Source organism: Acetobacterium wieringae, from assembly GCF_023700225.1.
GTDB lineage: Bacteria > Bacillota > Clostridia > Eubacteriales > Eubacteriaceae > Acetobacterium > Acetobacterium wieringae.
The window spans coordinates 1077567-1102818 of sequence record NZ_CP097897.1; the positions used below are offsets into that span (position 1 = coordinate 1077567).

Here is a 25252-nt window from a genome sequence, read left to right on the forward strand (position 1 = left end):
CACGAGGTAAAGAAAATGATAAAACTTAAGGAAGACGAATTTCAGGCCATCACAACCTATGTGCATTCGAATTATGGGGTCGATTTACGGAAAAAGCGACACCTGATTGAAGGCCGTTTGAGTCATTATGTTTCCCAATTGGGTTATGACAACTATATGGATTATTTTGAGTATGTAAAAACCGATAAAAAGAATGATGAAATCAGTGTGCTCATAAATAAGCTGACAACTAATCATACCTATTTTTTACGGGAAAGTGAACATTTTGATTTCTACAAACAACAGGTGCTTCCTTGGGTGGATGAAACAACCAAAACCAGGGACCTGCGGGTCTGGAGCGCTGGTTGTTCCTCGGGGCAGGAGCCGTATACCCTGGCCATGATTACCCATGATTATCTGGGTAATAAACTTAATTCTTGGGACAGTACCATTCTGGCTTCGGACATTTCGGATCGGGTTTTAATGACAGCCAAATCCGGGGTATATTCAAAAGAAGAGCTGTCCAAGATTCCCATGGAATGGAAACGGAAGTATTTTAAAGATTATGATGAAGAATATCTGTCTGTAACCGAGCCAATCCGCAAAGGCGTGGCCTATCGGAACTTCAATTTATTATCCCGATTCCAGTTTAAAAAACCATTTCATGCCATTTTCTGCCGGAATGTGATGATTTATTTTGACAAGCCGACCAAGAACAGTGTGGTGCAAAAATTCTATGATGCCCTGCTCCCAGGAGGTTACTTTTTTATCGGACAAAGCGAATCACTGGCCTCGGTGGAGCATAGCTTTAAATATGTTAAGCCATCTATTTATCAAAAAGAAGGCTAAAGTTTTTTTGATGCGGGCCGATATTGTAGATAGTGAATAATAAAAAAGCAATCTTGGAAAAATAGATTTAAATTTAAGTTTGGAGGGATAGAAATGGCAACTTCAGTTAATTCTTCAACAAGTGCATTATCATCGTTGTCAGCAAAAACCGGAATGGCTGGCCTGGTTTCGGGCCTGGATACCGATTCGTTGGTGGAAAGTCTGACAAGTACCAGCCGATCAAAAATTACCCAAAAACAACAGAGTGTTCAAAGATTGGAATGGAAGCAAACGGCTTACCGAAATGTTTCCAAAGCCTTGAAAGAGTTCCAAAGCAAATATCTGGACGTATTATCGGCAACTAATTTTAGGAGTGCATCGCTATACAATACAGTAAAAGCCTCAACAGCTTCAACAAAGATTTCAGTTTCTGCAACCAGTGCCGCAACGACCGGAAGTATTGAAATTTCGAATGTTACTCAGTTAGCGACAAGTCAGACAATAACAGGTGTTTCAGGGGCATCAAAAACACTAACTGGTGGCACTGCATATGATTCGTCCCTCTTGGATGGTATTTCTGGAACAACCAGCAAGTCTTTTTTGTTAAAAATGGATGGAACAGTTCGGACGATTACACTGGATCAGGCTTTTAAAAACAGTGTTGGAACAGATGGTTTGGAGGTAGCACTTCAAAATAAGATTACCACAGCATTTGGCGAAAAGAGTGCCGGAGTGCCGGTTGTTGATGTCTCTTTTTCGGATGGGAAAATTGGATTTACTTCATCAGGAGCCCAACTAACAGTCAGTGCACTTAATTCTGATACTGCCACACTAACCAAATTAGGGTTTACCGATGGTCAGACGGATCGCTTAAATACAAGTAAAACACTGGCGGATCTCCCGCTGCTAAAAAGTACGAATGCTGTAGATGGGGAGTATAAATTCTCGATCAATGGCAAGAATTTTTCTTTTAAAACCACAGACACACTTTCAAGCGTTATCAGCAAAGTCAATGCCAGTGATGCTGGTGTTACGATGTCTTATTCTACCATTACTGACAAATTTTCATTAACTGCCAAGGAAAGTGGTGCCGGGGACAATATTGTTGTCAAAGAGACGGCGGGTACATTAATGAACGCATTTGGCTTGGCGGGGACAGAAGATGTGGATATGGATACAGTTGCTGGGAAAAATGCAATACTGGAAGTTAATGGACAGTCCATTGTCCGGACTTCCAATTCAATTGAAGTCAACGGGGTTAAAATCCAGCTTTTAGAAACAACGGCTACCAACGAAAAATTGACAATCTCAATGAGTGAGAATACAACGACACTAAAAGATACTATAAAGAGTTTTGTTTCCGATTACAACAACATGATTACAATGATGAACGGCCTGATAAAAGAGAATGCTGATTCAGATTATGCACCATTAACTGATGCACAGAAGGAAGAAATGTCTGAGAAAGAAATTGAGACATGGGAAACCAAGGCTAAGGTTGGACTATTGCAGGGGGACAGTGTTTTAAAAGGAATTACCTCAAAAATGCAGTCCATGATGTACGGATCGGCTGTAAGCGGGGGGATCACCCTATTTAACATTGGAATCAGTTCTGCAGGGTATGCAGAAAATGGAAAATTAAAAATAGACGAAGAAAAGCTCGATACTGCGTTAAAAACAAAGGGCTCTGATATTAAAGAGCTTTTTACAAAAGAAACAACTGGATTGGCTAATCAATTGAATTCTATTATTGATGGTGCAGCAAAAACGTCAGGAGTTAAAGGATCACGTGGTTCTTTAATCGAACTGGCTGGTTATGAATCAACTCTATCAAATACTGAAAATAGTATTACAGAATCAATCACCAAAACGAATAAGAGTATCACCAGCTTGAAAACGAAGTTAAAAACGGAAGAAACGTATTATTGGAATAAGTTTTCAGCATTAGAAACAGCAATGCAGCAATTAAACACTCAAAGTTCAATGATTTCTTCATTTGGATCAAGTTCATAAGCTCAGAAAGGGGGAGAACGTAATGCAATATGCCAATGCTTATCAGGAATCAAAACGCTATGCCATTGAATCTTTGTCAAAAGGAGAAGTGGTCATTAAGCTTTTCGAAGAAGCGGAAAAACAGGTAAAAATGGGCATCATTCTAATTGAGAAGGATAGTTTCGCAAAAGCCTACAATTGTATTGCAAAAGCACAAAAGGTTATCAGTTCATTAAATCTTTCGTTGGATATGCAATACCCCATTTCAATTGAACTTAATGAGATGTACAATTTTATTTTTGCTAAATTAGGGGAAGCCAACGTCAGTCGGGATATTCAGTTATTGCAAAGTTTGTTGGGTCTAATTATTGATTTGAAAGACTCATTTAAGGAAGCAGAAAAAATCAGTAACCCTGCAAAATCCCGGGGACTTTAAAATGAATGCTAATTCACATGAATTATGCCAGGAAAAAATTCTTATTCTGAAAGAATACGTAACCAAAGGTGAAGAAATTCTCAGTAGTATTGAAGATTGGGAAAATCTGGCGACAATCCTGGAAGAACGGGATCAGTTGCTCCTCCGATTAAAGAGTATGGAAGATCAGTTTACAGGGCTTAAGGGAAATCAGATCTGTACAATTGAAGAAAAAGGGCAGATTGACAGTTTGATCAAACTGATTACAGATATGGATCAAAACTGTATCCAGCTGATCAAATCAGAACAGCAAAAAACCTTACAGGATTTGAAAAAAAACCAACAAAATCAAAAAGTGGCCGACTACGAAATCAGTTTGACTCCAAGCTATGGTACCTTTCTGGATGCCAAAAAATAAATTGAAGTTAACGTCTTGTAAAAAAAGCAACTGCGGTTGCTTTTTTTGTGTGACAGAATATAATAGAGTTACACTATCAGAATGACAATATTATGATATTTATTTCTAGTATTTTCAAGGAACTTTACAATAATTATCGTAATTGATTGGCATGAGCACACCTAACTTAATTACAACTAAGCTAGGGTATATTTCTATTTGTCGTTTCCAGTAAATTATGGTATTATGTTACTGTACGATAGTATTGTTATTTGCGAAACAGTTACCAATGCAAAAGATAATAGTTATTAAATTAATAGTTAGCAAAATAGTTTTAAAATATTGCTGGTGATTAAACCGGCACAAAAGGAGGCCATGATGATTGGTGATTCAATAACCTCTGCCTTATATCAAAAAGCTCTGGATGGCACCTGGCAAAGACAAAAGGCTACCAGCAACAACATTGCCAACTCTGAAACACCGGGATATAAAGCGGTAAAAGTCAACTTTGAGGATTCATTAAAGACTGAGATAAATAAGCTAAAGACCACTGGAAGTTCCACCGCTTTTCTCGACAAGATGGAAAGCATTGAGTCCATCGAAAATTCGAAAATCAGCGTCTATGAGGGTGCGACCTCCAGTCGTCTGGATGAGAACAACGTCGATCTGGAATCAGAAAATATTGATATGTCCAAGTCGGTGTTGCAGTATTATTATCTGGTTCGGGGTTTCTCGGACTCCTATTCCCGGTTAAAATATGCGGTTAACGGAGGAAAATAACAATGAGTTTCTTAAGTACTTTTAATATTTCTGGATCAGGAATGACGGCGCAAAAATATCGGCTGGATATTATTTCTCAGAATATTGCCAACGCCCAGGTGACTAGAACGGAAGGTGGTGGGCCATATCGTCGAAAAATGACCGTACTGAGCAGTGTCAGTACCGGAACCTTTCAGGATGCCTTAAAAACAGCAACTGGAGTGGTTCAAAAAGATGGCGTTCAGGTTGAGGCTGTTATCGAAGACGAATCAGCCTTGGTACCGGTTTATGATCCCACCCATCCCGATGCTAATGCCCAGGGCTACGTTATGTATCCCAATGTGAATACCGCCCAGGAAATGACGGATGCCATGGGCGCCAGTCGAGCTTATGAAGCCAATGTGACGGCCTTTAATGCGACCAAGTCAATTGTTTTAAAGGCCTTGGAAATTGGCCGATAAAAGGAGAAGAATATGTTTATAGTTCCAATGACCTCAATTATGGGCACAACTGGTATTGGTTCGGTTACTGGTAACCCTGCTGCAAGTACAACTACAGCCTCAGAAACCGGAGTAGCTGGCGATTTTCAGAATATTTTAAATGATGTAATTAACAATGTGGAAGAAACTGAAGCCGTCACCAAGGTTGATGCTTACAATCTTTCCATTGGTAACATGGATGATATGCACACCATGATGATTAACACCGCAAAGGCGGATGTAGCCCTGCAAACCATGGTTCAACTCCGTAATAAGGTTTTGGAAGCATACCAGACAGTTATGAATACCGGCTTGTAAATTTGAACTTGAAGAAATACCGTTTAAACCTGGTGGAGGATGCCGATCGGAGAATTTTATTTGATGTTCAGTATCCCCTCTTTGTATGCACGGATTTAATAATCGGGATTGACATAAACTATTTTGGATGGATAAATAAAGACGATGAATGAGAAGATTAAGGGCTACTTAGAGAAAATTAAAAACCTATGGACCGGAACATCCAAGAAAGTCAAGATTTTGTTGATTGGCGGGGTTGTGCTGGTCTTATTGGCGTCCATCGGACTGACTGCGCTGCTCAATTACAAGGAGTACGTGCCGCTTTTTGAAGACCTGACTCAGGCCGAAACAACTGAGATTATGGCCGCCCTGACAGAGATGGAGGCGGATGTCAAGCTGGATGCCAGTGGCAATATCATGGTGCCAAAAGAAGACGAGGCTCAGGTTCGTATGGAGCTGGCCACGGCGGGCTATCCCAAAGACGGATTGAGTTACTACGTCATTCAAGACAACAGCAGTATGCTGTCCACCGACTATGAGCGTAAGCAATACGAAAACATGCAGCTTCAGGAGCGGATTGGTGCCAGTATTAAAACCCTGGACGGAGTTAAAGATGCCATTGTCACGATTTCGGTACCAGTGGAAAATGTTTTTTATTTACAGGAAACCGAAGCAACCACCGCATCAGTTATTATTCATTTAGAAACCGGAGCAACCCTGACAAAAGAGCAGATCGCAGGAATCCAGAACCTGGTGGCTAAATCAGTAGCTGGGTTGACAAAGGATAATATTGCCCTTACCGATGGTGAAGGCAATGATTTGACTAATAGTTTGACAGCTTCCAATGGTGGCGAGTCCAAGATGAAGCTGACCAAAGCAATTGAAAATGATCTGACCCAAAAAGTCAATAACGTTTTGGATGGCCCCTATGATCCTTCCCAGTTTAAGGTATCCGTAACGGCGACCCTTAATACCGACGCCGTTAAGCAGGAGGCGACTGTCTACACTCCCTCACCGGATGGCAATAATTCTGGGGTGATCAACCAGGAATCATCGAGTATGGCGATTGCCAACGAAGATGGGACGGTTGGCGGTGTTGCCGGAACTACCGGGAATACCGATGTCACCACCTACGCTCAGAATGCTCTGACCAACGGTGGTGTTGTTACGGGGATCAATGAAAATACCACCTATTCGGTAAGTCAGGAAATTACTCAAACCGAAAAATTGGATCCGGCCATCGAAACCGTGTCGATTGGGATTGCCATCAACGATCCGGCAATGACTCCGGTAGCCCGGGAGAATCTGGTGCAACTGGTGGCCTTTGCTGCTGGGGTAACCCCGCAAAGCGTTACCGTGCGGAACTTTGAATTTGTCCAGGCTGAAGAAGAACCCGTCGAAGAACCGCTTCTCACCACCGAGCGATTACTGGTATTTGGTGGAATTGGCGCTGGGGTATTGCTGCTGTTACTGGTGCTGTTGTTTGTGCTGACCAGAGGCAAAAAGAAAAAGGGCGACGGCAAAGAAAAGAAAAAGAAACGGGGCAAACGAGGCAAAGACATCGAAGATGCCTTTGCGACCGGTGAAGATACCGAAACAGATGATTTATTTGGAGCGCTGGCAGCGGACAAAACGGAACCAATTGAGCCAATCCATCCGCTTAAAGATGATAAAAAAGAAAAAATCAAAGAATTTGCCACCACAAATCCAGAAATTGCGGCGCAGTTGTTTAAATCGTGGCTGAAGAATGAAAGCGAATAGATTCATATAAATGAAGGATGTTGACAAATATGGACGTTACCCTAACACCAAGACAAAAAGCAGCCCAGGTGGTTATTTCCCTGGGAGCCGATATTGCTTCCAGCATTTATAAACACTTACAGGAAGATGAAATAGAAATCCTAACCTATGAGATTACCCGGCAGGAAAGTGTTCCGCCAGAGGTGGCAGATCAGGTTATTGACGAGTTTTATGGTCTTTGTGTCGCCCAGAAGGTCTATATTGAAGGCGGGATAAACTATGCCCGAAATGTACTGGAAAAGGCTTTTGGTGTTCAGCAGGGGAGTGCTCTGTTAGAGCGGGTGACCAAAACCCTGCGTACCAAGGCCTTTGAGTTTATCCGCAAGGCTGACTATAAAAACCTGATGAATATGATCATGAATGAGCATCCCCAAACCATTGCGTTAGTGTTATCCTATGCCCGGGCGGATCAGGCCTCGGCGATTATCTCTGAGCTGCCCAAGAGTATTCGGGTTGAAGTGGTGGAGCGGATTGCCCGGATGGATCGAACCTCACCGGAAATTATCAGACAGGTTGAAACCATTCTTGAGCGTAAATTTGAATCAGTGGTGTCCTTCGATTTACTGGAAGTTGGCGGTATCAACTATATTGCTGAAATTATGAACAATATTGATCGTGGTACAGAAAAATACATCTTTGATGAACTCAGTAAAAATGATGCCAAACTGTCTGAAGAAATCAGAAAGCGGATGTTTGTATTCGAAGATATTGTCATTCTCGATTCAATGTCGATTCAACGCTTCCTGCAGGAAGTCGACACCAAAGAAATGTCCGTTGCTCTTAAGGGGGCGAATAAGGGAGTTGCAGATGTAATTTTTGCCAACATGTCCCAGCGAATGGGTGAAACCGTCAAGAGTGAAATGGAATTCCTCCATAATGTACGGGTTCGCGACGTGGAAGAAGCCCAACAGAAGATCGTTTCGGTGATCAGACGACTGGAAGAAGAAGGCGAAATCGTAACATCGAAGGGTGGAAAGGACGAGATCATTGTCTAGTATTGTAAAAGCGAAATGGGTATCTCAAACAACTACCCCAGTGGTGATACCAATGACAGTTCAACCGGAAGCAGAAAAGAGTAGCGAAGGTCAACCGGTTTTAAACCCCGAAACCGCTGAAAGTAAAATTGACCATGATGACAGTGTCGAAGCCATGCACGCCGCCAATGAACTGATGAAAGAAGCCATTCGGGCTAGCCAGGAGATTAAGGAAAAATCGCAGGAAACCGGTTATCAGGAAGGGTTTTCCCAGGGCTATGCAACAGGGCATGAAGAAGGCTTTCGGGATGGTAGCCAGGAGGGCTTTCAGACTGGCTTAAAAGAAGGGCTTCACGAAGGCATGACCCAGGCCGCCACCGAAATTGACAACAAGCTCCAGGAGATCAATCAGTTGCTGGAAGTGATCAGCAATGAAAGACAGCAGGCGTTAGCCAATCAGGAACAGGAGTTGCTGGATATCGCTTTTGAAATCGCCAAAAAAATTATGAAACATCAGGTTCAGGAAGACCGGGATCTGTTTTTAAAATTCTTTGATGAGGTGATTCATGGTGATGAAGAGGATTTAAAAATCTATTTATCGGAAAACCAGAAAACCCTTGATCTCCATATAAACAAAGAAATGTCAGAAAAATTAAAGAAGCTGGCTAAAAAGTCTAAAGTGATCATCCTAAAGGATGAGGATAAGATCATGGTGGAAACCAATGATTCGGTCATTGATATGAGTCTGCCGGTACAATTAGAGCAATTGGAGAAAGCCATCGAACAGAGTTCGTAACTGGAGGCAAAAATGAATAAATCTGAGATTTGCAAAGCCATTCAACGGGCAGAAACCTATCATTATTTTGGCAAAATTGAAAAAGTTGTGGGAATGATGATTGAATCGGTGGGCCCGGAGTGCAGCATTGGTGATTTATGTAAAATCTTCGATCAGAATGCCGACCGCTATATTTTAGCGGAGGTGGTCGGGTTTCGCGGCAATAAAGTATTGCTGATGCCCTATGAAGAACCAGAAGGAATCAGTTTTGGAAATATTGTGGAACCGACCGGATCGTCCCTGAAGATTGGTGTGTCAGATAGTATGATTGGTCGGGTTGTCAATGCCATGGGGGAACCCATCGATGGGGGTGGCCCCATTGACGATACGATGCCCTATGATATTAACAGCACTGGTGCAAATCCCTTTTCACGACCATGTATCGACGATATCCTGGAATTTGGGGTGAAGGCGATCGATGGTCTATTAACGATTGGTAAGGGGCAGAGAATGGGAATTTTTGCCGGTAGCGGCGTCGGTAAAAGTACCCTGATGGGAATGATTGCCCGTAACGTTAAAGCCCAGGTCAATGTCATCGCCCTGGTAGGCGAGCGAGGCCGGGAGGTTCGGCAGTTTCTGGAAAATGATCTGGGTCAGGCCGGTCTGGAACGGTCAGTGATCGTGGTGGCGACCTCGGATCAGCCACCGATGCAGCGAATGAAATGTGCCCTGACAGCCACGACCATTGCCGAGTACTTTAAGGATCAGGGTAATGATGTTTTGCTGATGATGGATTCGCTGACCCGTTTTGCGATGGCGCAGCGGGAAATCGGTCTGGCCACCGGAGAACCGCCGGTAGCCCGGGGTTATACGCCGTCCATCTATGCGATGATGCCAAAACTTCTGGAGCGCAGCGGGAATTTTGAAACTGGCTCGATCACCGGTATTTATACCGTATTGGTTGAAGGTGATGATATGAACGAACCGGTAGCTGATACTGTCCGGGGGATTATAGATGGGCACATCGTCCTCTCCCGTAAGATTGCCGCCAGAAATCACTATCCGGCCATCGACGTGCTCAACAGCGTCAGCCGGTTGATGTCCAACATCGTTAGTAAAGATCAGATGGAAGCAGCGTCTTCCATGCGGAATATGATGTCGGTGTATGATACCAACTACGATCTGGTCAGCATTGGTGCCTATAAAAGTGGAACCAATCCGTCGCTTGACATTGCCATTAAGAAAATTGGTGGCATTAATAAGTTTCTACAACAAAAAGTTGATGAAAAGTGTTTCTATGATGACAGCATTGAAGCCATGAAGAAGGCCGTCTTATGAAAAAATTTCAATTCCATTTAGGAAAGTTGCTTTCCTACAAAGATCAAAATCTAGAAAACGAAATGATGATATTGGGTGGGTTGACCAGACAATTAAGTGAAGAGATGGATAAACAACTGGATCTGGAAGATCAGTTGGAGAAAAGCAGGAAAAAATTATGAACGGGATATGGCCGCATCGATTACCGCCACAGCTTGTCAGGTTTATCTTCACTACATGTCCTTCCTCAAAGAACAGATTCAAATTGTTGAGAAAAGAATTGATGAAATTACCGAAAAAATTGATGTTCAGATTGAAGTGGTAAAGAACTTGAAACTGGAAACCCGATCACTTGAGATCGTTAAAGAAAATCGATATGATGAGTATAAAAAAGAAATCGTCAAAGAGAACGAAAAACAGATGGAAGAATTTATCACCACCAGTAAAATTATGAATGAAGAACCCTGATTATCGGGGCAACATAAAGATGAAGAGGTGTAAAGATGCAATATGATACAATCATCGTGGGCGCCGGACCAGCCGGTTTAGCAGCTGGGATCTACGCTGCCCGGGGGGCACTAAAGGTTCTGATTATTGAAAAGGGTGGCATTGGCGGACAGATTGCCACCAGCTGGGAAATTGAAAATTATCCGGGCTCTCCCCCGGACAGTACTGGCCCCGGTCTGACTGAGCGGATGCGCCAGCAGTGTGAAGAATTCGGGGTGGAGTTTGCCACCCGAACCTATCTCCGCTTTGAGCAAACAGTCTCGGGGTTTATTGTAAAAACCGATGCCGGTAATCTGGAAACCCAGACCATCATCATGGCAACCGGAGCAGAACCCAAGCTGATTGGCTGCAAAGGAGAACGGGAACTCCGCGGGATGGGGGTCTCCTATTGTGCCACCTGTGATGCTAATTTTTTTAAGGGCTTAAAGATAGCAGTTATCGGGGGCGATACAGCTCTGGAAGAAGCCTTATACCTGACAAAATTTGCCAGTGAAATTATTATTATTCATCGCCGGAATGAGCTTCGGGGTGCTAAAATTTTGCAGCAGCGGATTAGAGAGAATGAAAAAATATCGATGATGCTCAGCTGCGTCGTGGAGGAAATCAAAGGCAACGGACAGGTTGAAAGCATTATCGTTAAAAATGTGGTCTCCGGTGAGTGCTCTGACGTACCCATTGACGGCGTTTTCGTTTTTGTTGGTCAAAAGCCAAATTCAGAGGCGTTTGTGGGCCAGCTGGAACGGGATGCCCGGGACTACCTGATTGCTGATGATGAAATGCATACCAACATTCCGGGCATCTTTGCCGCCGGTGACATTCGCCGAAAATCGCTGCGACAAGTGGTTACCGCTACGGCTGATGGGGCCATTGCCGCTGTAAATGTGATCAAATACATTGAAGAACGCAAGTAAACTGTGATATGATTAGGACTAACGAAAGTTAGTCTTTTTTGATTTTAGAAATAAAGTGTAATCAGGTGTAGAAATGAATATCAAATTTGATTTAAATATTACCCAAACCCAAAAACTGATTATGACCCAGGAGATGCGTCAGTCCATCGAGATTTTGCAGCTGACAGCTATGGAACTCAATGGTTTGATCGAAACCGAAATCATGGAGAACCCGGTATTGGAATTTAATGAAGTGTCCATTAAAGAAGTGGTACCAATTAACGAGGATGGCGGACCACTAAAAGGCGATTTGGTTAAAGAAGAACCAAATCCAGAGCCGCCGCCCAAGGAGGAAATCCAGTGGGATGAGTATTTTCATAGTATGGAAAATGCTGATTACCGGGGTCAGCTTCAGCCGATTGCTGACAATGATGATGAATACGGTTTTGAAAAATTTACGTCCCAGGAAAAAACCCTTAACGAATATCTGCATTTTCAATTTACCATGCAGGAAAAGGACTTTAGTGAAGAAGAAAAACGGATCGGTGAGTATTTGATTGACTGCATCGATGATAACGGTTACCTGCTCATCGACCTGGACTATGTAAAAAACATTCTGGAAGTTGCTGAAGAGCCAATCTCAAAAATGATTGCCGTTATTCAAGGATTTGATCCCAGTGGGGTGGGATGTCGGGACATAAAAGAGTGTTTGCTGATTCAATTGCGTCAAATGGGGTATGATGATGATGAAGTGTTCATGGACATTGTCAAAAACCATTTAATTGATCTGGCTGATAACCAATTTAAGCGGATTGCTCAGGAGACTGGCTTAACAATTGAGGATGTCTATGAATTCAAAGAAGTGATCAAAACCCTGGAACCAAAGCCCGGCCGGGAGTTCTCCTGTTCGGAGCGGGTCTCGTACGTCATTCCCGATGGGAGCATCGAAATTGTCAATGATGAGTTGGTGGTGAAGGTCAATGATGTGTCGGCGCCCCGATTGCGAATCAATAATTATTATAAAGGACTCCTTAAAAATTCGGATAAAAATGATGAAACCAAGCTTTATCTGGAAAAAAAGCTCGATAGTGCGGCTTTTTTAATTAAAAGCATTGAACAGCGGCGGGATACGATAAAAAAAGTGATTACCGCCATCGCCGAATCCCAGCGGGGATTTTTCTTTGAAGGGGTGGGTGATTTAAGGCCACTGACCCTTAAGACAATCGCTGAAACCATTGAAGTTCATGAGTCGACAGTCAGTCGGGCAATTCGCGGAAAGTATATTCAAACACCGAAAGGCACCTATGCGCTTAAGTTTTTCTTTAAACGGGGATACTCACAGGGCGAGGAAGACCGATCCTCCGATGCAATCAAACGATTGATTCAAGAGCTGATTGATCAGGAAGATAAGAAAAAACCCCTGAGTGATCAGCGAATATCAGAATTACTACAGGCTAAAAATCTGGATGTGGCCAGGCGAACCGTTGCCAAATATCGGGAAGCACTTTTGATCCCGCCGTCCTCCAAACGAAAAGAATACCGGTAGATTGATGACCAAAAACTAATTACCGATAAATCACTAACAAATGCCTGCAGTTTTCGTAAAATTGGGTTTGGGATTATCTTTTTAGTTTTTGGTTTTTTTTAACTTGTTTTTAAATTTAAAATGGGGTATAATGATTTTGTCCCAGTGGGACAAAAGTGAGCATGTATCCGAAAGAAGGGTGATTCTGTGTCAAATCAATTAAAAATCAGTAAGGAAGTCATTGAACTTCAACAGTTGGTCGCTCCGGAAGTGAATCGTCTCATTGAAATGCGTTACAATATTTTGTCAACCATTAGCAGTGAGCAGCCCATCGGACGGAGAAATCTTGCATTTGTTCTGGATATGAGTGAGCGTCAGGTTCGTAATGAGATCGATTTTTTCCAAACCCAGAAGCTGGTTTCGGTGGAACGACAGGGTGTTGTCATCACTGATGCTGGCAACGAAGCCTTGATCCAGCTGAAGTGCCTGCTTTATACCTATAATGGTCTGGAACAGCTGGAAAAGGAACTAATGGATCGACTCCATCTCAAACGGGTGATTATTTGTCCCGGCGATATGGATATGAACTATGAAGTGTTGCGATTTATGGGACGGTCCGGGGCAAAATATGTGTTATCGGTGATGAAGTTATAAAGACACCCTGGCATTAACCGGCGGTAGCTGTACAGCGGCGGTAGCTGATGAAATGCGGGAAGCCTTTTATCCTGATGTATATGTCATCCCAGCTCGGGGTGGGATCGGAAAAAGCCACTCCACCCAGGCAAATAATGTGGTGGCTGAAATGGGCCTCAAATTACATTCCAATTACGAGCTGCTTCATTTGCCGGATAACATCGACCAGCGATTACTGGAAGCATTAAAAGATTATCCGGAAATAAAAAGGGTATTCAATAAGATGGATAACATTGATATTTTTATCTTTGGTTTGGGACGGGCAGATGTTCTGGCTGACTGGCGAAATTTGTCAACAGCAGAAAAACGAAAAATTCTGGAACAGGGTGCTGTAGCTGAAGCTTTTGGTCACTACTTTGACATTAACGGTCAGGTTATTTCGCCATCCAGCACCATTGGCATTGGCACCGATAATTTTAAAAAAATACCCCATGCCATTGCGGTAGCCGGTGGGGTCACCAAGGCCGAGGCGATTATTGCAGTCAGTCGGATTCGGGAAAACATGGTTCTGATCACGGATGAAAGCGCAGCCAGAGAGATTTTAAGAAAATTGCAAACCATGTCAGACACAAAATAGCGGGTGTCTGACTGAGTATATATTCAGTAAACATTATTTTAAGGAGGCAGATAAAATGTCTGTAAAAGTAGCAATTAATGGTTTTGGAAGAATTGGTCGTTTAGCATTCCGATTAATGGCAGATAACCCGGCGTTTGATGTTGTGGCTATCAATGATTTAACCGACGCAAAAACCTTAGCGTACCTATTAAAATATGATAGCGCCCAGGGAAAATTCAAGCAGGATGCCATCGAAGTAAAAGATGATACCATGGTGGTTGATGGAAAAGCCATCAAAATCTTTGCTGAAAGAGATCCTCAAAACTTACCATGGGGCACCATTGGTGTCGATGTTGTCATCGAATCAACTGGCTTCTTCACCGATAAAGATGGAGCTGGCAAACACATCAAAGCTGGCGCTAAAAAAGTCATTATTTCTGCACCAGCCAAAGGCGATGTTAAAACCATTGTTTTCAATGTTAATGAAAATATTCTCGATGGTACCGAAACAGTAATCAGTGGGGCTTCCTGTACCACCAACTGTTTAGCACCGGTAGCCAAGGTATTAAATGACAGTTTTGGTTTAGTTAGCGGTTTAATGACCACTGTTCATGCCTATACCAATGACCAGGCAACCCTGGATGCACCACATAAAGATTTACGACGTGGCCGTACCGCTGCGCAAAATATCGTTCCCACTTCCACTGGAGCTGCAGCCGCAGTTGGCAAGGTATTACCAGCCTTAAACGGCAAACTGGATGGATTTGCATTACGGGTACCAGTCATCACTGGCTCGCTGGTTGACCTGACCTGTGTACTGGAAAAAGACGTGACCGCTGATGAAATTAACGCCGCTGTCAAGGCTGCCGCCAATGAAACCATGGGTTACAACGAAGAACAAGTGGTTTCGACGGATATTATCGGAATGTCTTATGGTTCCCTTTTTGATGCAACCTTAACCCGGGTTATGAATGTCGAAGGTGGAAAACAACAGGTTAAGATCATTGCCTGGTACGATAATGAAATGTCCTATACTGCCCAGTTAATCCGTTTGGCAGAATATGTTGCCACAAAATTTTAATCAGCTGAACTGAGTATAAAAACAAATATCATTCAAAAAACTTTTCAGAAGCTTTTGCAAAACCATTGCAACTGCTTCTGAAATTGTTTATAAAGCAAATGAGAAACCGAGAGGATAAAAAGATGAGTAAAAAAACCGTATCTGATATCGATTTAAAAGGAAAAAAAGTATTAATGCGGGCGGACTTCAATGTGCCATTGGATGAAAACGGCATCATCACTGATGAAACCCGGATCACTGCCGCCTTACCTACGATTAATTATATTTTGGAACAGGGTGCTTCATTGATTTTAATGTCTCACATGGGTCGCCCCAAAAATCAGCCAAATCCTAAATATTCGTTGGAACCGGTTGCTAAGAAACTGTCGGAATTACTAAAAAAACCGGTTATCTTCAATGATGACGGCGCAGTAACCGGTTCGGTAACGGTTGCCGCCGCAGCGGGACTGAAACCCGGTGAGGTGTTATTGCTGCAAAATACCCGTTTCCGAGCAGAAGAAGAGAAGAACGATCAGGGCTTCTCTAAAGAACTGGCCGACCTGGGGGATGTCTTTGTCAATGATGCCTTCGGAACGGCTCACCGGGCGCATGCTTCAACAGTTGGGATCGCAGAGTTTTTACCGGGCGTTTCGGGTTTTCTGATTCAGAAAGAACTGGATTTTATGGGAAAAGCTCTGGAAAACCCGGAACGGCCCTTTGTGGCGATTCTTGGTGGGTCAAAGGTTTCTGACAAAATCGGAGTCATTAACAATCTGCTGGAAAAGGTTGATACCCTGATTATTGGTGGCGGCATGGCCTTTACCTTCCTGAAAGCTCAAGGCTATGAAATTGGCAAGTCGCTGCTGGAAGAAGATAAGTTGGAGCTGGCAAACGAGTTGGTGGCAAAAGCCAAAGCCAAAGGCGTCAACCTGTTACTGCCGGTGGATGTGGTCGCAGCTGAAGCCTTTGCGGCTGATGCGCCTTTTGTGGTAGTGGATATCAATGCCATCCCGGCCGGTTCGATGGGACTGGATATTGGCCCGGTAACGGCGGCTAGCTTTACAAAAGCAATTCTGGGCGCTAAAACTGTGATCTGGAACGGCCCCATGGGGGTATTTGAAATGGCGGCTTTTGCCAAAGGAACCGAAGCTGTTGCCAAAGCGATGTCTGATTCTGATGCGATTACCATTATCGGCGGTGGTGATTCCGCAGCAGCAGTAAAAATCCTTGGCTATGAAGAGGGCATGAGCCATATTTCTACCGGGGGTGGTGCTTCACTGGAATTCCTGGAAGGTAAAAAACTGCCCGGAATTGAAATCTTACAGGATAAATAATCAAATAGGTAATTAATAAACTGTCGTGAGCTTCGCTGCCGGTTTGCGCGAAACAATTTCTACACTGTACGGCGAACAGTCTATCGCCTGTTCGCCTACACGTTACTAAATTGTTTTCACGAAGGCAATGAGCCAATCATAAGCTGGCTTGTAGTTGGCGACTGCCTGTGAACCAGAAGAAACTCGCATAGCGATTTCTTCTGGTTGCGAAACCGACATCAAAGCAATATTTGTTCGATTCTTTAAATTACAGCTTAAATAATCAAATCTAAGGAGAAAACGATGCGAAAACCAATTATTGCCGGAAACTGGAAAATGAATAATGATAGTTTCGAAACCGAAAAATTGATGAATACCCTGTTGCCATTGGTGGCCGGGGCTGAAGCGGAGGTGGTTTTTTGTCCCACCTATCTGGGTCTGCAAAAAGCTGTAGAAATGGCGAAGGATTCCAACGTTGGCATTGGCGCTCAAAACATGCACTTTGAAAAAAGTGGTGCTTATACGGGGGAAGTTTCTGGTGAGATGCTAAAGGCCATCGGCGTTAAATATGTCCTCATCGGCCACTCAGAACGGCGGGAATATTTTAACGAAACGGACGAAACCGTTAATAAAAAAGCCATTAAAGCTCTGAGCCTGGGGATTACCCCAATTGTCTGCTGTGGTGAAACCCTGGAAGAACGGGAGAGCGGCAAAGCGGAAGCCAAGGTGGTCGGTCAGATGGAAGAAGGACTAAAAGGCATTGATGACATCACCAAGGTGGTAGTTGCCTATGAACCAATCTGGGCCATCGGCACCGGTAAAACAGCCAGCAAGGAAGAAGCTAACGAAGCCTGCGGATGGGTTCGAAAGACGATTGCCAAAATGTTTGGCGAAGACGCTGCCCAAAAAGTCCGGATTCAGTACGGCGGTTCCGTTAATCCCGAAAACATCAAAGACCTGATGGCCATGGACAACATCGACGGCGCTCTGGTTGGCGGTGCCTCCCTTAAACCGACTTTCTCGGAGATTGTGAAGTTTTAGTTTTAAATCAATTGCGTGGTGCGGGCGATTACTAATCGCCTCGACTAACTAAAAATTTATTGCGATGCCTAACTGATACTCAAACGTCATGCATTATTTCGTAGGGGCGATCATTGATCGCCCGAAACGTCGATGAAATTTCAAACGAACGGAAGTGAACAATGATCGCTTTGATGTCAGTTTTTTATGGAGATAAACTATTTCAACCGAAAGGTGTGATCATATGAATAAAAATTTAACGGCCCTGATTATTCTGGATGGCTACGGTTTTACCAGATGTACCGAGGGCAATGCTGTTGAACAGGCCCAAACTCCGTTTCTTGACACCATCTCCCGGGACTGCCCGCATACCCTCATCACTGCCAGTGGCCTTGGCGTTGGTCTGCCCGAAGGTCAGATGGGTAATTCTGAAGTCGGTCATTTAAACCTGGGTGCTGGCCGGATCGTGTATCAGGAATTGACTCGGATTACCAAGTCCATCGAAGATGGCGATTTTTTTACCAATGAAGCGTTTCTGGCTGGGATTAAATCGGCCAAACAAAAGGGGGGTGCCCTACACCTGATGGGTCTGTTGTCTGATGGTGGGGTGCACAGTCATGAATGTCATCTCTACGCCTTATTGAATCTGGCCAAAAAACAGGGATTAGATCGGGTTTATGTTCACTGTCTGATGGATGGCCGGGATACGGCTCCTGACAGTGGCCTGGGCCATGTCAAGTCATTGGAAGCCAAGATGGCTGAATTGGGAGTCGGCAAAATTGCCACCATCATGGGTCGTTACTATGCCATGGATCGGGACAATCGCTGGGATCGGGTCGAAAAAGCCTATGATGCCATGACCGTGGGTACTGGCAACCATGCCGCCTCAGCCGTCCAAGTCATGGAAGAAACCTATGCTGCCAAGATAACTGACGAGTTTGTGCTGCCGACGATTATTGACACGGCCGAAGATAAAACCATTAAAGGCAATGATACCATCATCTTCTTTAATTTCCGCCCTGACCGGGCCAGAGAATTGACCCGGGCTTTCATCGATCCGGAGTTTAAGGAATTTGAGCGTAAAACCGGCTATCTGGGGCTTTATTATGTGACTATGACCCAATACGATAAGTCTTTTGAAAATGTCGCAATTGCTTATAAACCGGTGACGATTGACAATACCCTCGGCGAATATCTCAGTAATCTGGGTATTTCCCAACTGCGTATTGCCGAAACCGAAAAATACGCCCATGTCACCTATTTCTTCAATGGCGGTCTGGAAAAACAATATCCGCTGGAAGACCGGATTCTGGTACCGTCCCCGCACGTAGCCACCTATGATCTGCAGCCGGAGATGAGTGCCTATGAGGTAGCCGATAAAGCTGTAGCGGCCGTTGAAAGCGAGAAGTATCAGTTGATGATTCTTAACTTTGCCAATGCCGACATGGTCGGACATACTGGCATTTTTGAAGCTACCGAAAAGGCAGTGGAAGTGGTGGATGCCTGTGCCAAAAAAGTCATCGATGCGATTCTGGCAAAAGGGGGGAAGGTGATCGTCACTGCCGATCACGGCAATGCCGAAAAAATGATCGACTACGAAACCCACATGCCGTTTACGGCCCATACCTCCAACCAGGTTAAGTGTATTCTACTGGGTGATGGCGATGTTGCCTTGCGAGACGACGGTCGTCTGGCAGATGTGGCCCCGACGCTACTGGATCTGATGGGGCTGGCTAAACCGGCCCAAATGACCGGAGAAACCCTGATTAAGGAAAAATAAAGCAAAAATGCAAAAACTGTGACCGTTTACATAGGAAAAGTCTCGATTGGGACTTTTTTTATGATTGAAAATGTTTTTTGGTTATGATATTATAACGTGCACGATTATTTACGGAGGTGATACTAATGAAAGAAGCTTTACTGGTCGTTTTACTGATTTCCAGCTTGGTTCTGATTGCAGCAATACTGTTGTCGCCAGGAAAAACAGCCGGGATGTCAGGAGCCATCGCAGGTGGTGCTGAGACCTTATTTGGAAAGAAAAAAGCCAAGGGATTTGAGGGTGTTTTAGAAAAAGCAACCAAAATCTCAGGTGTTTTATTCATGTTGTCGGCATTCGTTTATTCAATCGTATCATAACAGGCATCTGAATTAGAGGGATGCAAAAACTTACAGGGGGAAATTGAGAATGGAATTATTGTTTCTGGCTCCAGCCATTGGAGTCGTGGCGTTGCTTGTTGCGCTTATTTTTGCAAAACGCGTAACTGCAGTTGACGCCGGTACAGACAGAATGAAAGAGATCGCTGGTTATATCCACGAAGGTGCGATGGCATTTTTAAAACGTGAATATAAAATGATCGCAATTTTTATCGCTGTCTTATTTATTATTTTAACCGTTACACCTGGTTTGGGGATTATGACTGCAGTCTGTTTCCTGGTTGGGGCTATTTTTTCAATCCTGGCCGGATTCTTCGGAATGCAGGTAGCCACTAAAGCCAATGTCAGAACTGCCAATGCTGCTAAAACCAGCGGGATGAATAAAGCCCTTTCAGTGGCTTTTTCCGGTGGTGCGGTTATGGGTATGTGTGTAGTTGGTCTGGGCCTTCTGGGTGTTAGTGCACTCTACTTACTATTTGGCGATGTTACTATTGTAACCGGTTTTGGTCTGGGTGCTTCTTCAATTGCATTATTCGGTCGTGTTGGCGGTGGTATCTATACCAAAGCAGCTGACGTTGGTGCGGATCTAGTTGGTAAGGTTGAAGCTGGTATTCCGGAAGATGACCCGCGTAACCCGGCAGTTATCGCTGATAACGTCGGTGACAACGTTGGTGACGTCGCTGGGATGGGATCAGATTTATTTGAATCATATGTCGGTTCAATTATCTCGGCCATCACTTTAGGTGCGTTAGCACTTGATGGTTATGATGGGATCTTATTCCCAATGCTGTTAGCCGCCGTTGGTATTTTTGCTTCAATTATTGGTTCTTTCTTTGTTCGCGGTAAAGAAGGTTCGAACCCGCAGCGTGCCCTGGACATGGGAACCTATGTCAGTGGGATTCTGGTGGTGATTGCGTCTTACTTCCTGTCGAATTATTTTACACAAGGAACTGAGTATGACAAATCATTTATTGCGATCGTTGCTGGCTTAGTGGTCGGGATTGTTATAGGTAAATTAACTGAGTATTATACTTCGGATCATTATAAACCGGTACAACACATTGCCCAGCAATCAGAAACCGGTCCAGCTACTACCATTATCAGTGGTCTGTCAGTGGGGATGAAATCCACCATGTTCCCGATCTTAGCGATGGCCGTTGGTATTTTCGTTGCTTATACTGCTGCAGGTCTGTTTGGGATTGCGTTAGCAGCAGTCGGAATGCTTTCTACTTGCGGCATGACCATTGCTGTTGATGCGTATGGCCCCATTGCCGATAATGCCGGTGGGATTGCCGAAATGGCCGAAATGCCTAAAGAAGTGCGACAGATCACCGACAAACTTGATGCCGTTGGTAACACGACTGCCGCCATCGGTAAAGGTTTTGCCATTGGTTCAGCTGCTCTGACAGCCTTGGCGCTGTTTGCATCCTATGCTCAAACCGTTGGTTTAGAGAGCATTGATATCTTAAACCCCAATGTTATCATCGGGATGTTTATCGGTGGGATGCTGCCATTTTTGTTCTCAGCCTTAACCATGGAAGCGGTTGGTTCTGCTGCCAACGAAATGATCGAAGAAGTGCGTCGTCAGTTCCGGGAATTCCCGGGCATTATGGCTGGTACTGAAAAACCGGATTATGCCAGATGCGTTGATATTTCAACTGCTGCAGCCTTAAAACAAATGATCGTACCAGGTTTAATGGCAGTGGCTGCTCCTTTGGCAATGGGTCTGATCCTGGGTGCGGACGCTTTAGGCGGTTTATTAGCCGGTGCATTGGTTACCGGGGTATTAATGGCTATCTTTATGGCGAATGCCGGTGGCGCTTGGGATAATGCCAAGAAATTCATCGAAGGCGGCGCTCATGGTGGAAAAGGCAGTGATGCTCATAAAGCCGCTGTTGTTGGCGATACCGTAGGTGATCCGTTTAAAGATACTTCAGGACCATCGATCAATATCTTAATCAAATTGATGACCATCGTATCATTAGTATTTGCTCCATTATTCCTAATCTAATAAAAAATAATCTTTCCGTAAAAAAAGAACCTGAATGCCAGACGGCATTCAGGTTCTTTTTGGGTTGGGGCTGAGGTTAAGGGTAAAATAATTGGGTATGCAGTAATAGAAATAAACTTAAATAAAGCTGAGCAAAACAAAAAAATGTAATCTGAAATACATAAATAGATTGACGAATTAAATTTATAATACTATAATTTATTTAAAAGGAGTGATGATATGATAAAAAGTGTATACAGTTTAATGCTATTCGATGAAATAGTTGAGAAGATAGATCAAATCGCCTATGAAAATAATACCAACCGCTCCCAACTGATCAATGATATCCTGGCCGAAAAAATCGGACTGGTGACCCCGGAACAAAAAATCCAGAAAATCCTGGAACAGCTGGATGAAAACTTCAGTGATACCCTGTCAGTGAGCCAAATTAATAAAAACTCCAGTATCCAATTCGGCAAAAGTCTGAAATATAAGTATCGCCCCAAGGTTCGTTACAGTTATGAATTTATCAGCAGTAAGCGGGGCAAGTATGCAGTACTGAAAATCAGCTCCCGAACCAAATCTGAAAATTTAAATGATCATTTTGACGAGTTTTTCAAGCTGATTGCTGACATTGAAAAAGCGCAGCAGGGAGATCATCGGGATTTAGTAGAAAATTTGACAAATCATAAGTTTATTCGGGCGTTTGAGGATGAGGCGGAGTTGACCCAGGATATTGAAACGGTCACTGATAACCTGACCCGTTATCTAAAAATGATCGACCGGGCGATGAACGTCTATTTTTCGAAGGTTGATGAAGCCGGGGTTAAGGATCTCACCAATCTTCTGGAGAACATATATCGTGAAGATTATAAAAAAAATAACCAATAAAAAAGAGGTACAATTATGGATATGAATTTATTCACCCAAAAATCATTAGAAGCAATCAAAACGGCAGAACTGATCGCCGGAGAATACAACCACATGGAAATCGAGCCGGAACATCTGCTGATGGGGTTGATCACTCAGGAAAACGGAGTGGTCGGACGGATCTTTGACCGGCTGGGTAAGAATTCCCACACCATTGCCGAAGAACTGCGTCGGGAAATCGGCAAAATGCCCAGTGTTTCCGGCCCCGGTCGGGAACAGGGAAAGGTCTACATCAGCAGTGACACCGATAAGGTCTTAAACGAATCGTACAAAGAAGCCAAAAAACTCGATGACCAGTATATTTCTGTGGAGTGTATCCTACTGGCGCTATACAGTCTCGGTAAAAAATCCAAGGCTGTGGAAATACTGGAACGTTATGGCATTACCAAGAAAGAAGTCGAAAATATTCTAAAAGAAGTACGAGGCGGCCAGCGGGTGGTTAACGATCATCCTGAGGTTACCTATGAAGCCCTCAGCCAATATGGGCACGATCTGGTACAGGATGCCATTGATAACAAACTTGATCCGGTTATTGGCCGGGATGCTGAAATTCGCCATGCGATTCGGATCTTAAGCCGTAAAACCAAGAACAATCCGGTATTGATTGGGGAACCGGGGGTTGGTAAAACCGCTATCGTCGAAGGTCTGGCGATGCGAATCGTTGCTGGCGATGTACCGGAAGGTCTCAAAGACAAACGAATTATTGCCCTGGATCTGGGGGCTCTAGTGGCCGGAGCCAAATACCGCGGTGAATTTGAAGAACGGCTTAAAGCGGTTTTAAAAGAGGTGGTCGACAGCAACGGCGAAATCGTCCTGTTTATTGACGAGCTTCATAATATTGTTGGTGCCGGTAAAACTGAAGGCGCCATGGATGCTGGCAATATGCTAAAGCCAATGCTGGCCCGGGGGGAACTCCATTGTATTGGGGCTACCACCCTGGACGAATACCGTCAGTATATTGAGAAAGATCCGGCGCTGGAACGCCGCTTCCAACCAGTTCTGGTGGATGAACCAACCGTCGAAGACACTATTTCAATTCTTAGAGGTTTAAAAGATACCTACGAACGTTACCATGGCGTTCAGATTCTCGACACCGCTTTGGTGGCCGCCGCCACCCTGTCCAACCGCTATATCTCGGATCGATTTTTACCGGATAAAGCCATCGATCTGATTGATGAAGCCTGCGCCAAGATCCGCACCGAAATGGACTCCATGCCGGAGGAAATGGACGAGGTGCGCCGCAAAATGATGCAGTTGGAAATTGAAGAAGTGGCCCTCAAAAAAGAAAAAGATACACTCAGCAAAGAACGGCTGGAACGACTCCAAAAAGAACTGGTGGAATATAAAGAGCGCTTTAACACCATGAGTATGCAATGGGAAAACGAAAAGCAGTCAGCCGATACGCTAAAAGCCCTCCAGGAAGAACTCAATCAGCTCACCTACGAGCGGGAAAAAGCCATTCGCGAAGGGGACTACCGCAAAGCCTCCGAATTGGAATATGGCTTAATTCCCGAAAAAGCCGCTAAAATTGAGGAGATCAAACGAAAAGCTGATGAAAAAGGCGATGAAGACAGTCTCAAGCGTGAAAAAGTTACCGAGGAAGAAATCGCTGAAATCATCTCCGATTGGACCAATATCCCCCTTAGTAAGCTGGTCTCAGGCGAGCGGGAAAAACTACTGGCTTTGGAAGATACCTTAAAACAACGGGTTATTGGTCAGGAAGAACCAATCCTGAAAGTGGTTGATGCCATTATCCGTTCCCGGGCCGGGATTAAAAACCCCAACAGCCCGATTGGCAGCTTTCTGTTTCTGGGCCCCACCGGGGTCGGGAAAACCGAGCTGGCCAAGGCGGTTGCCGCCACCCTCTTTGACAGCGAAGAAAATATGATCCGGATTGACATGAGTGAGTACATGGAAAAATTTTCGGTATCCCGCCTAATCGGGGCACCTCCGGGATATGTTGGTTATGAAGAAGGTGGACAGCTCACCGAAGCAGTTCGTCGCAAACCCTATAGTGTAATTTTGCTGGATGAGATTGAAAAAGCCCATAAAGATGTTTTTAATATCCTGCTACAGATCCTCGATGATGGCCGGATTACTGATTCCCAGGGGCGCACCGTCGATTTTAAAAACACCATCATCATCATGACCTCCAACATCGGTTCGGAATATTTACTGGAAGGGATCAATACGTCTGGTGAAATTACCGAAGAAACAGAGGCGGCTGTGATGGAATTATTAAAGAGCTATTTCCGACCGGAGTTTTTAAATCGAATTGATGAAATTGTGCTTTACAAACCACTCAACAAGAAAGCGATCAGCCAGATTGTCACCCTGCTTTTAAACGATTTGCAAAAACGACTGGAAGAACGCCGCATCACGGTTACGCTGACTAAGGAAGCGATCGATGCCGTTATCGACATGGGTTTTGACCCGGCCTATGGGGCCCGACCGCTGAAACGCTACCTGCAAAAACACATCGAAACCATGGTTGGTAAAGAAATTATCAAGGGCAATGTCCACGAAGGTCAGGCTATTACCATCGATGTCGATCCCAACGGGGAATTCTATATGGCCTAAAGTAAAAGAGATCAACTGACCC

24 protein-coding genes are annotated in these 25252 nt (G+C 44.1%); all 24 read left to right on the forward strand.

The window, feature by feature from the left end; all coding sequences use genetic code 11:
- Positions 1–15 precede the first annotated feature (15 nt).
- The gene (locus CHL1_RS05315) at positions 16–828 is read left to right on the forward strand and encodes a CheR family methyltransferase (RefSeq protein ID WP_250935102.1); all 813 of its coding nucleotides are present in this window, start codon (positions 16–18) and stop codon (positions 826–828) included.
- Positions 829–921: 93 nt separating this feature from the next.
- Positions 922–2820, forward strand: a complete 1899-nt coding sequence (gene fliD, locus CHL1_RS05320; RefSeq protein ID WP_250935104.1) for a flagellar filament capping protein FliD — start codon at positions 922–924, stop codon at positions 2818–2820.
- A 22-nt stretch (positions 2821–2842) separates the two neighbouring features.
- Entirely contained in the window at positions 2843–3235 is a 393-nt protein-coding gene (gene fliS / locus CHL1_RS05325) for a flagellar export chaperone FliS (protein WP_250935106.1), read from the forward strand.
- 1 nt (position 3236) lies between these two features.
- Positions 3237–3632, forward strand: coding sequence for a flagellar protein FliT (locus CHL1_RS05330; protein WP_250935115.1), 396 nt, complete (start codon positions 3237–3239; stop codon positions 3630–3632).
- Between the two features lie 357 nt (positions 3633–3989).
- On the forward strand, positions 3990–4391 hold the full coding sequence (gene flgB, locus CHL1_RS05335; RefSeq protein WP_250935116.1) for a flagellar basal body rod protein FlgB: 402 nt from the start codon (positions 3990–3992) through the stop codon (positions 4389–4391).
- A gap of 2 nt (positions 4392–4393) precedes the next feature.
- On the forward strand, positions 4394–4831 hold the full coding sequence (gene flgC, locus CHL1_RS05340; RefSeq protein WP_228882249.1) for a flagellar basal body rod protein FlgC: 438 nt from the start codon (positions 4394–4396) through the stop codon (positions 4829–4831).
- A 12-nt stretch (positions 4832–4843) separates the two neighbouring features.
- Entirely contained in the window at positions 4844–5167 is a 324-nt protein-coding gene (gene fliE, locus CHL1_RS05345) for a flagellar hook-basal body complex protein FliE (RefSeq protein ID WP_084633485.1), read from the forward strand.
- Between the two features lie 144 nt (positions 5168–5311).
- Positions 5312–6907 carry a flagellar basal-body MS-ring/collar protein FliF gene (gene fliF, locus CHL1_RS05350; RefSeq protein WP_250935118.1) on the forward strand — a complete coding sequence of 532 codons (1596 nt, stop codon included), beginning with the start codon at positions 5312–5314 and terminating at the stop codon, positions 6905–6907.
- A 29-nt stretch (positions 6908–6936) separates the two neighbouring features.
- Positions 6937–7941 carry a flagellar motor switch protein FliG gene (fliG, locus tag CHL1_RS05355; protein WP_148637525.1) on the forward strand — a complete coding sequence of 335 codons (1005 nt, stop codon included), beginning with the start codon at positions 6937–6939 and terminating at the stop codon, positions 7939–7941.
- Entirely contained in the window at positions 7934–8716 is a 783-nt protein-coding gene (locus CHL1_RS05360; RefSeq protein ID WP_250935120.1) for a FliH/SctL family protein, read from the forward strand. Before fliG ends, CHL1_RS05360 begins: the two co-directional genes overlap by 8 nt.
- A 12-nt stretch (positions 8717–8728) precedes the next feature.
- Complete coding sequence (gene fliI, locus CHL1_RS05365; protein WP_070370151.1) at positions 8729–10033, forward strand: flagellar protein export ATPase FliI; 1305 nt, start codon at positions 8729–8731, stop codon at positions 10031–10033.
- Positions 10034–10129: 96 nt separating this feature from the next.
- Positions 10130–10480, forward strand: a complete 351-nt coding sequence (locus CHL1_RS05370) for a hypothetical protein (RefSeq protein ID WP_250935122.1) — start codon at positions 10130–10132, stop codon at positions 10478–10480.
- 35 nt (positions 10481–10515) lie between these two features.
- Entirely contained in the window at positions 10516–11430 is a 915-nt protein-coding gene (gene trxB, locus CHL1_RS05375; RefSeq protein ID WP_250935123.1) for a thioredoxin-disulfide reductase, read from the forward strand.
- A 73-nt stretch (positions 11431–11503) separates the two neighbouring features.
- The gene (gene rpoN, locus CHL1_RS05380) at positions 11504–12955 is read left to right on the forward strand and encodes an RNA polymerase factor sigma-54 (RefSeq protein WP_228882237.1); all 1452 of its coding nucleotides are present in this window, start codon (positions 11504–11506) and stop codon (positions 12953–12955) included.
- Positions 12956–13141: 186 nt separating this feature from the next.
- A complete protein-coding gene (locus CHL1_RS05385) occupies positions 13142–13588 on the forward strand; it encodes a sugar-binding domain-containing protein (protein WP_250935125.1) in 447 nt (148 codons plus the stop codon).
- Between the two features lie 52 nt (positions 13589–13640).
- Entirely contained in the window at positions 13641–14204 is a 564-nt protein-coding gene (locus tag CHL1_RS05390) for a sugar-binding transcriptional regulator (RefSeq protein WP_250935126.1), read from the forward strand.
- A gap of 55 nt (positions 14205–14259) precedes the next feature.
- Entirely contained in the window at positions 14260–15264 is a 1005-nt protein-coding gene (gene gap / locus CHL1_RS05395) for a type I glyceraldehyde-3-phosphate dehydrogenase (protein ID WP_250935127.1), read from the forward strand.
- 122 nt (positions 15265–15386) lie between these two features.
- Complete coding sequence (locus tag CHL1_RS05400; RefSeq protein ID WP_070370156.1) at positions 15387–16577, forward strand: phosphoglycerate kinase; 1191 nt, start codon at positions 15387–15389, stop codon at positions 16575–16577.
- A 282-nt stretch (positions 16578–16859) separates the two neighbouring features.
- Positions 16860–17597 carry a triose-phosphate isomerase gene (gene tpiA / locus CHL1_RS05405; RefSeq protein WP_148637531.1) on the forward strand — a complete coding sequence of 246 codons (738 nt, stop codon included), beginning with the start codon at positions 16860–16862 and terminating at the stop codon, positions 17595–17597.
- Between the two features lie 223 nt (positions 17598–17820).
- Positions 17821–19356, forward strand: coding sequence for a 2,3-bisphosphoglycerate-independent phosphoglycerate mutase (gene gpmI, locus CHL1_RS05410; protein ID WP_250935129.1), 1536 nt, complete (start codon positions 17821–17823; stop codon positions 19354–19356).
- A gap of 125 nt (positions 19357–19481) precedes the next feature.
- Positions 19482–19712: a preprotein translocase subunit SecG gene (gene secG / locus CHL1_RS05415; protein ID WP_070370159.1), complete on the forward strand. Its 231-nt coding sequence runs from the start codon at positions 19482–19484 to the stop codon at positions 19710–19712.
- A gap of 49 nt (positions 19713–19761) precedes the next feature.
- Positions 19762–21741 carry a sodium-translocating pyrophosphatase gene (locus tag CHL1_RS05420; RefSeq protein WP_070370160.1) on the forward strand — a complete coding sequence of 660 codons (1980 nt, stop codon included), beginning with the start codon at positions 19762–19764 and terminating at the stop codon, positions 21739–21741.
- 219 nt (positions 21742–21960) lie between these two features.
- Positions 21961–22611 (forward strand): hypothetical protein, encoded by a 651-nt coding sequence (locus CHL1_RS05425; protein ID WP_070370161.1) that lies wholly within the window; start codon positions 21961–21963, stop codon positions 22609–22611.
- A gap of 15 nt (positions 22612–22626) precedes the next feature.
- The gene (clpB, locus tag CHL1_RS05430) at positions 22627–25230 is read left to right on the forward strand and encodes an ATP-dependent chaperone ClpB (RefSeq protein WP_148637534.1); all 2604 of its coding nucleotides are present in this window, start codon (positions 22627–22629) and stop codon (positions 25228–25230) included.
- Positions 25231–25252: the final 22 nt, after the last annotated feature.

Bases quoted from the DNA above. Each gene is read 5' to 3' on its own strand.
- rpoN (WP_228882237.1), top strand. From the start codon at position 11,504: ATGAATATCAAATTTGATTTAAATATTACCCAAACCCAAAAACTGATT.
- fliS (WP_250935106.1), top strand. From the start codon at position 2,843: ATGCAATATGCCAATGCTTATCAGGAATCAAAACGCTATGCCATTGAA.
- CHL1_RS05420 (WP_070370160.1), top strand. From the start codon at position 19,762: ATGGAATTATTGTTTCTGGCTCCAGCCATTGGAGTCGTGGCGTTGCTT.
- flgC (WP_228882249.1), top strand. From the start codon at position 4,394: ATGAGTTTCTTAAGTACTTTTAATATTTCTGGATCAGGAATGACGGCG.
- fliI (WP_070370151.1), top strand. From the start codon at position 8,729: ATGAATAAATCTGAGATTTGCAAAGCCATTCAACGGGCAGAAACCTAT.
- CHL1_RS05400 (WP_070370156.1), top strand. From the start codon at position 15,387: ATGAGTAAAAAAACCGTATCTGATATCGATTTAAAAGGAAAAAAAGTA.
- trxB (WP_250935123.1), top strand. From the start codon at position 10,516: ATGCAATATGATACAATCATCGTGGGCGCCGGACCAGCCGGTTTAGCA.
- fliG (WP_148637525.1), top strand. From the start codon at position 6,937: ATGGACGTTACCCTAACACCAAGACAAAAAGCAGCCCAGGTGGTTATT.
- flgB (WP_250935116.1), top strand. From the start codon at position 3,990: ATGATTGGTGATTCAATAACCTCTGCCTTATATCAAAAAGCTCTGGAT.
- CHL1_RS05425 (WP_070370161.1), top strand. From the start codon at position 21,961: ATGATAAAAAGTGTATACAGTTTAATGCTATTCGATGAAATAGTTGAG.
- fliF (WP_250935118.1), top strand. From the start codon at position 5,312: ATGAATGAGAAGATTAAGGGCTACTTAGAGAAAATTAAAAACCTATGG.
- gap (WP_250935127.1), top strand. From the start codon at position 14,260: ATGTCTGTAAAAGTAGCAATTAATGGTTTTGGAAGAATTGGTCGTTTA.
- fliD (WP_250935104.1), top strand. From the start codon at position 922: ATGGCAACTTCAGTTAATTCTTCAACAAGTGCATTATCATCGTTGTCA.
- tpiA (WP_148637531.1), top strand. From the start codon at position 16,860: ATGCGAAAACCAATTATTGCCGGAAACTGGAAAATGAATAATGATAGT.
- clpB (WP_148637534.1), top strand. From the start codon at position 22,627: ATGGATATGAATTTATTCACCCAAAAATCATTAGAAGCAATCAAAACG.
- CHL1_RS05315 (WP_250935102.1), top strand. From the start codon at position 16: ATGATAAAACTTAAGGAAGACGAATTTCAGGCCATCACAACCTATGTG.
- CHL1_RS05390 (WP_250935126.1), top strand. From the start codon at position 13,641: ATGCGGGAAGCCTTTTATCCTGATGTATATGTCATCCCAGCTCGGGGT.
- fliE (WP_084633485.1), top strand. From the start codon at position 4,844: ATGTTTATAGTTCCAATGACCTCAATTATGGGCACAACTGGTATTGGT.
- gpmI (WP_250935129.1), top strand. From the start codon at position 17,821: ATGAATAAAAATTTAACGGCCCTGATTATTCTGGATGGCTACGGTTTT.
- CHL1_RS05330 (WP_250935115.1), top strand. From the start codon at position 3,237: ATGAATGCTAATTCACATGAATTATGCCAGGAAAAAATTCTTATTCTG.
- secG (WP_070370159.1), top strand. From the start codon at position 19,482: ATGAAAGAAGCTTTACTGGTCGTTTTACTGATTTCCAGCTTGGTTCTG.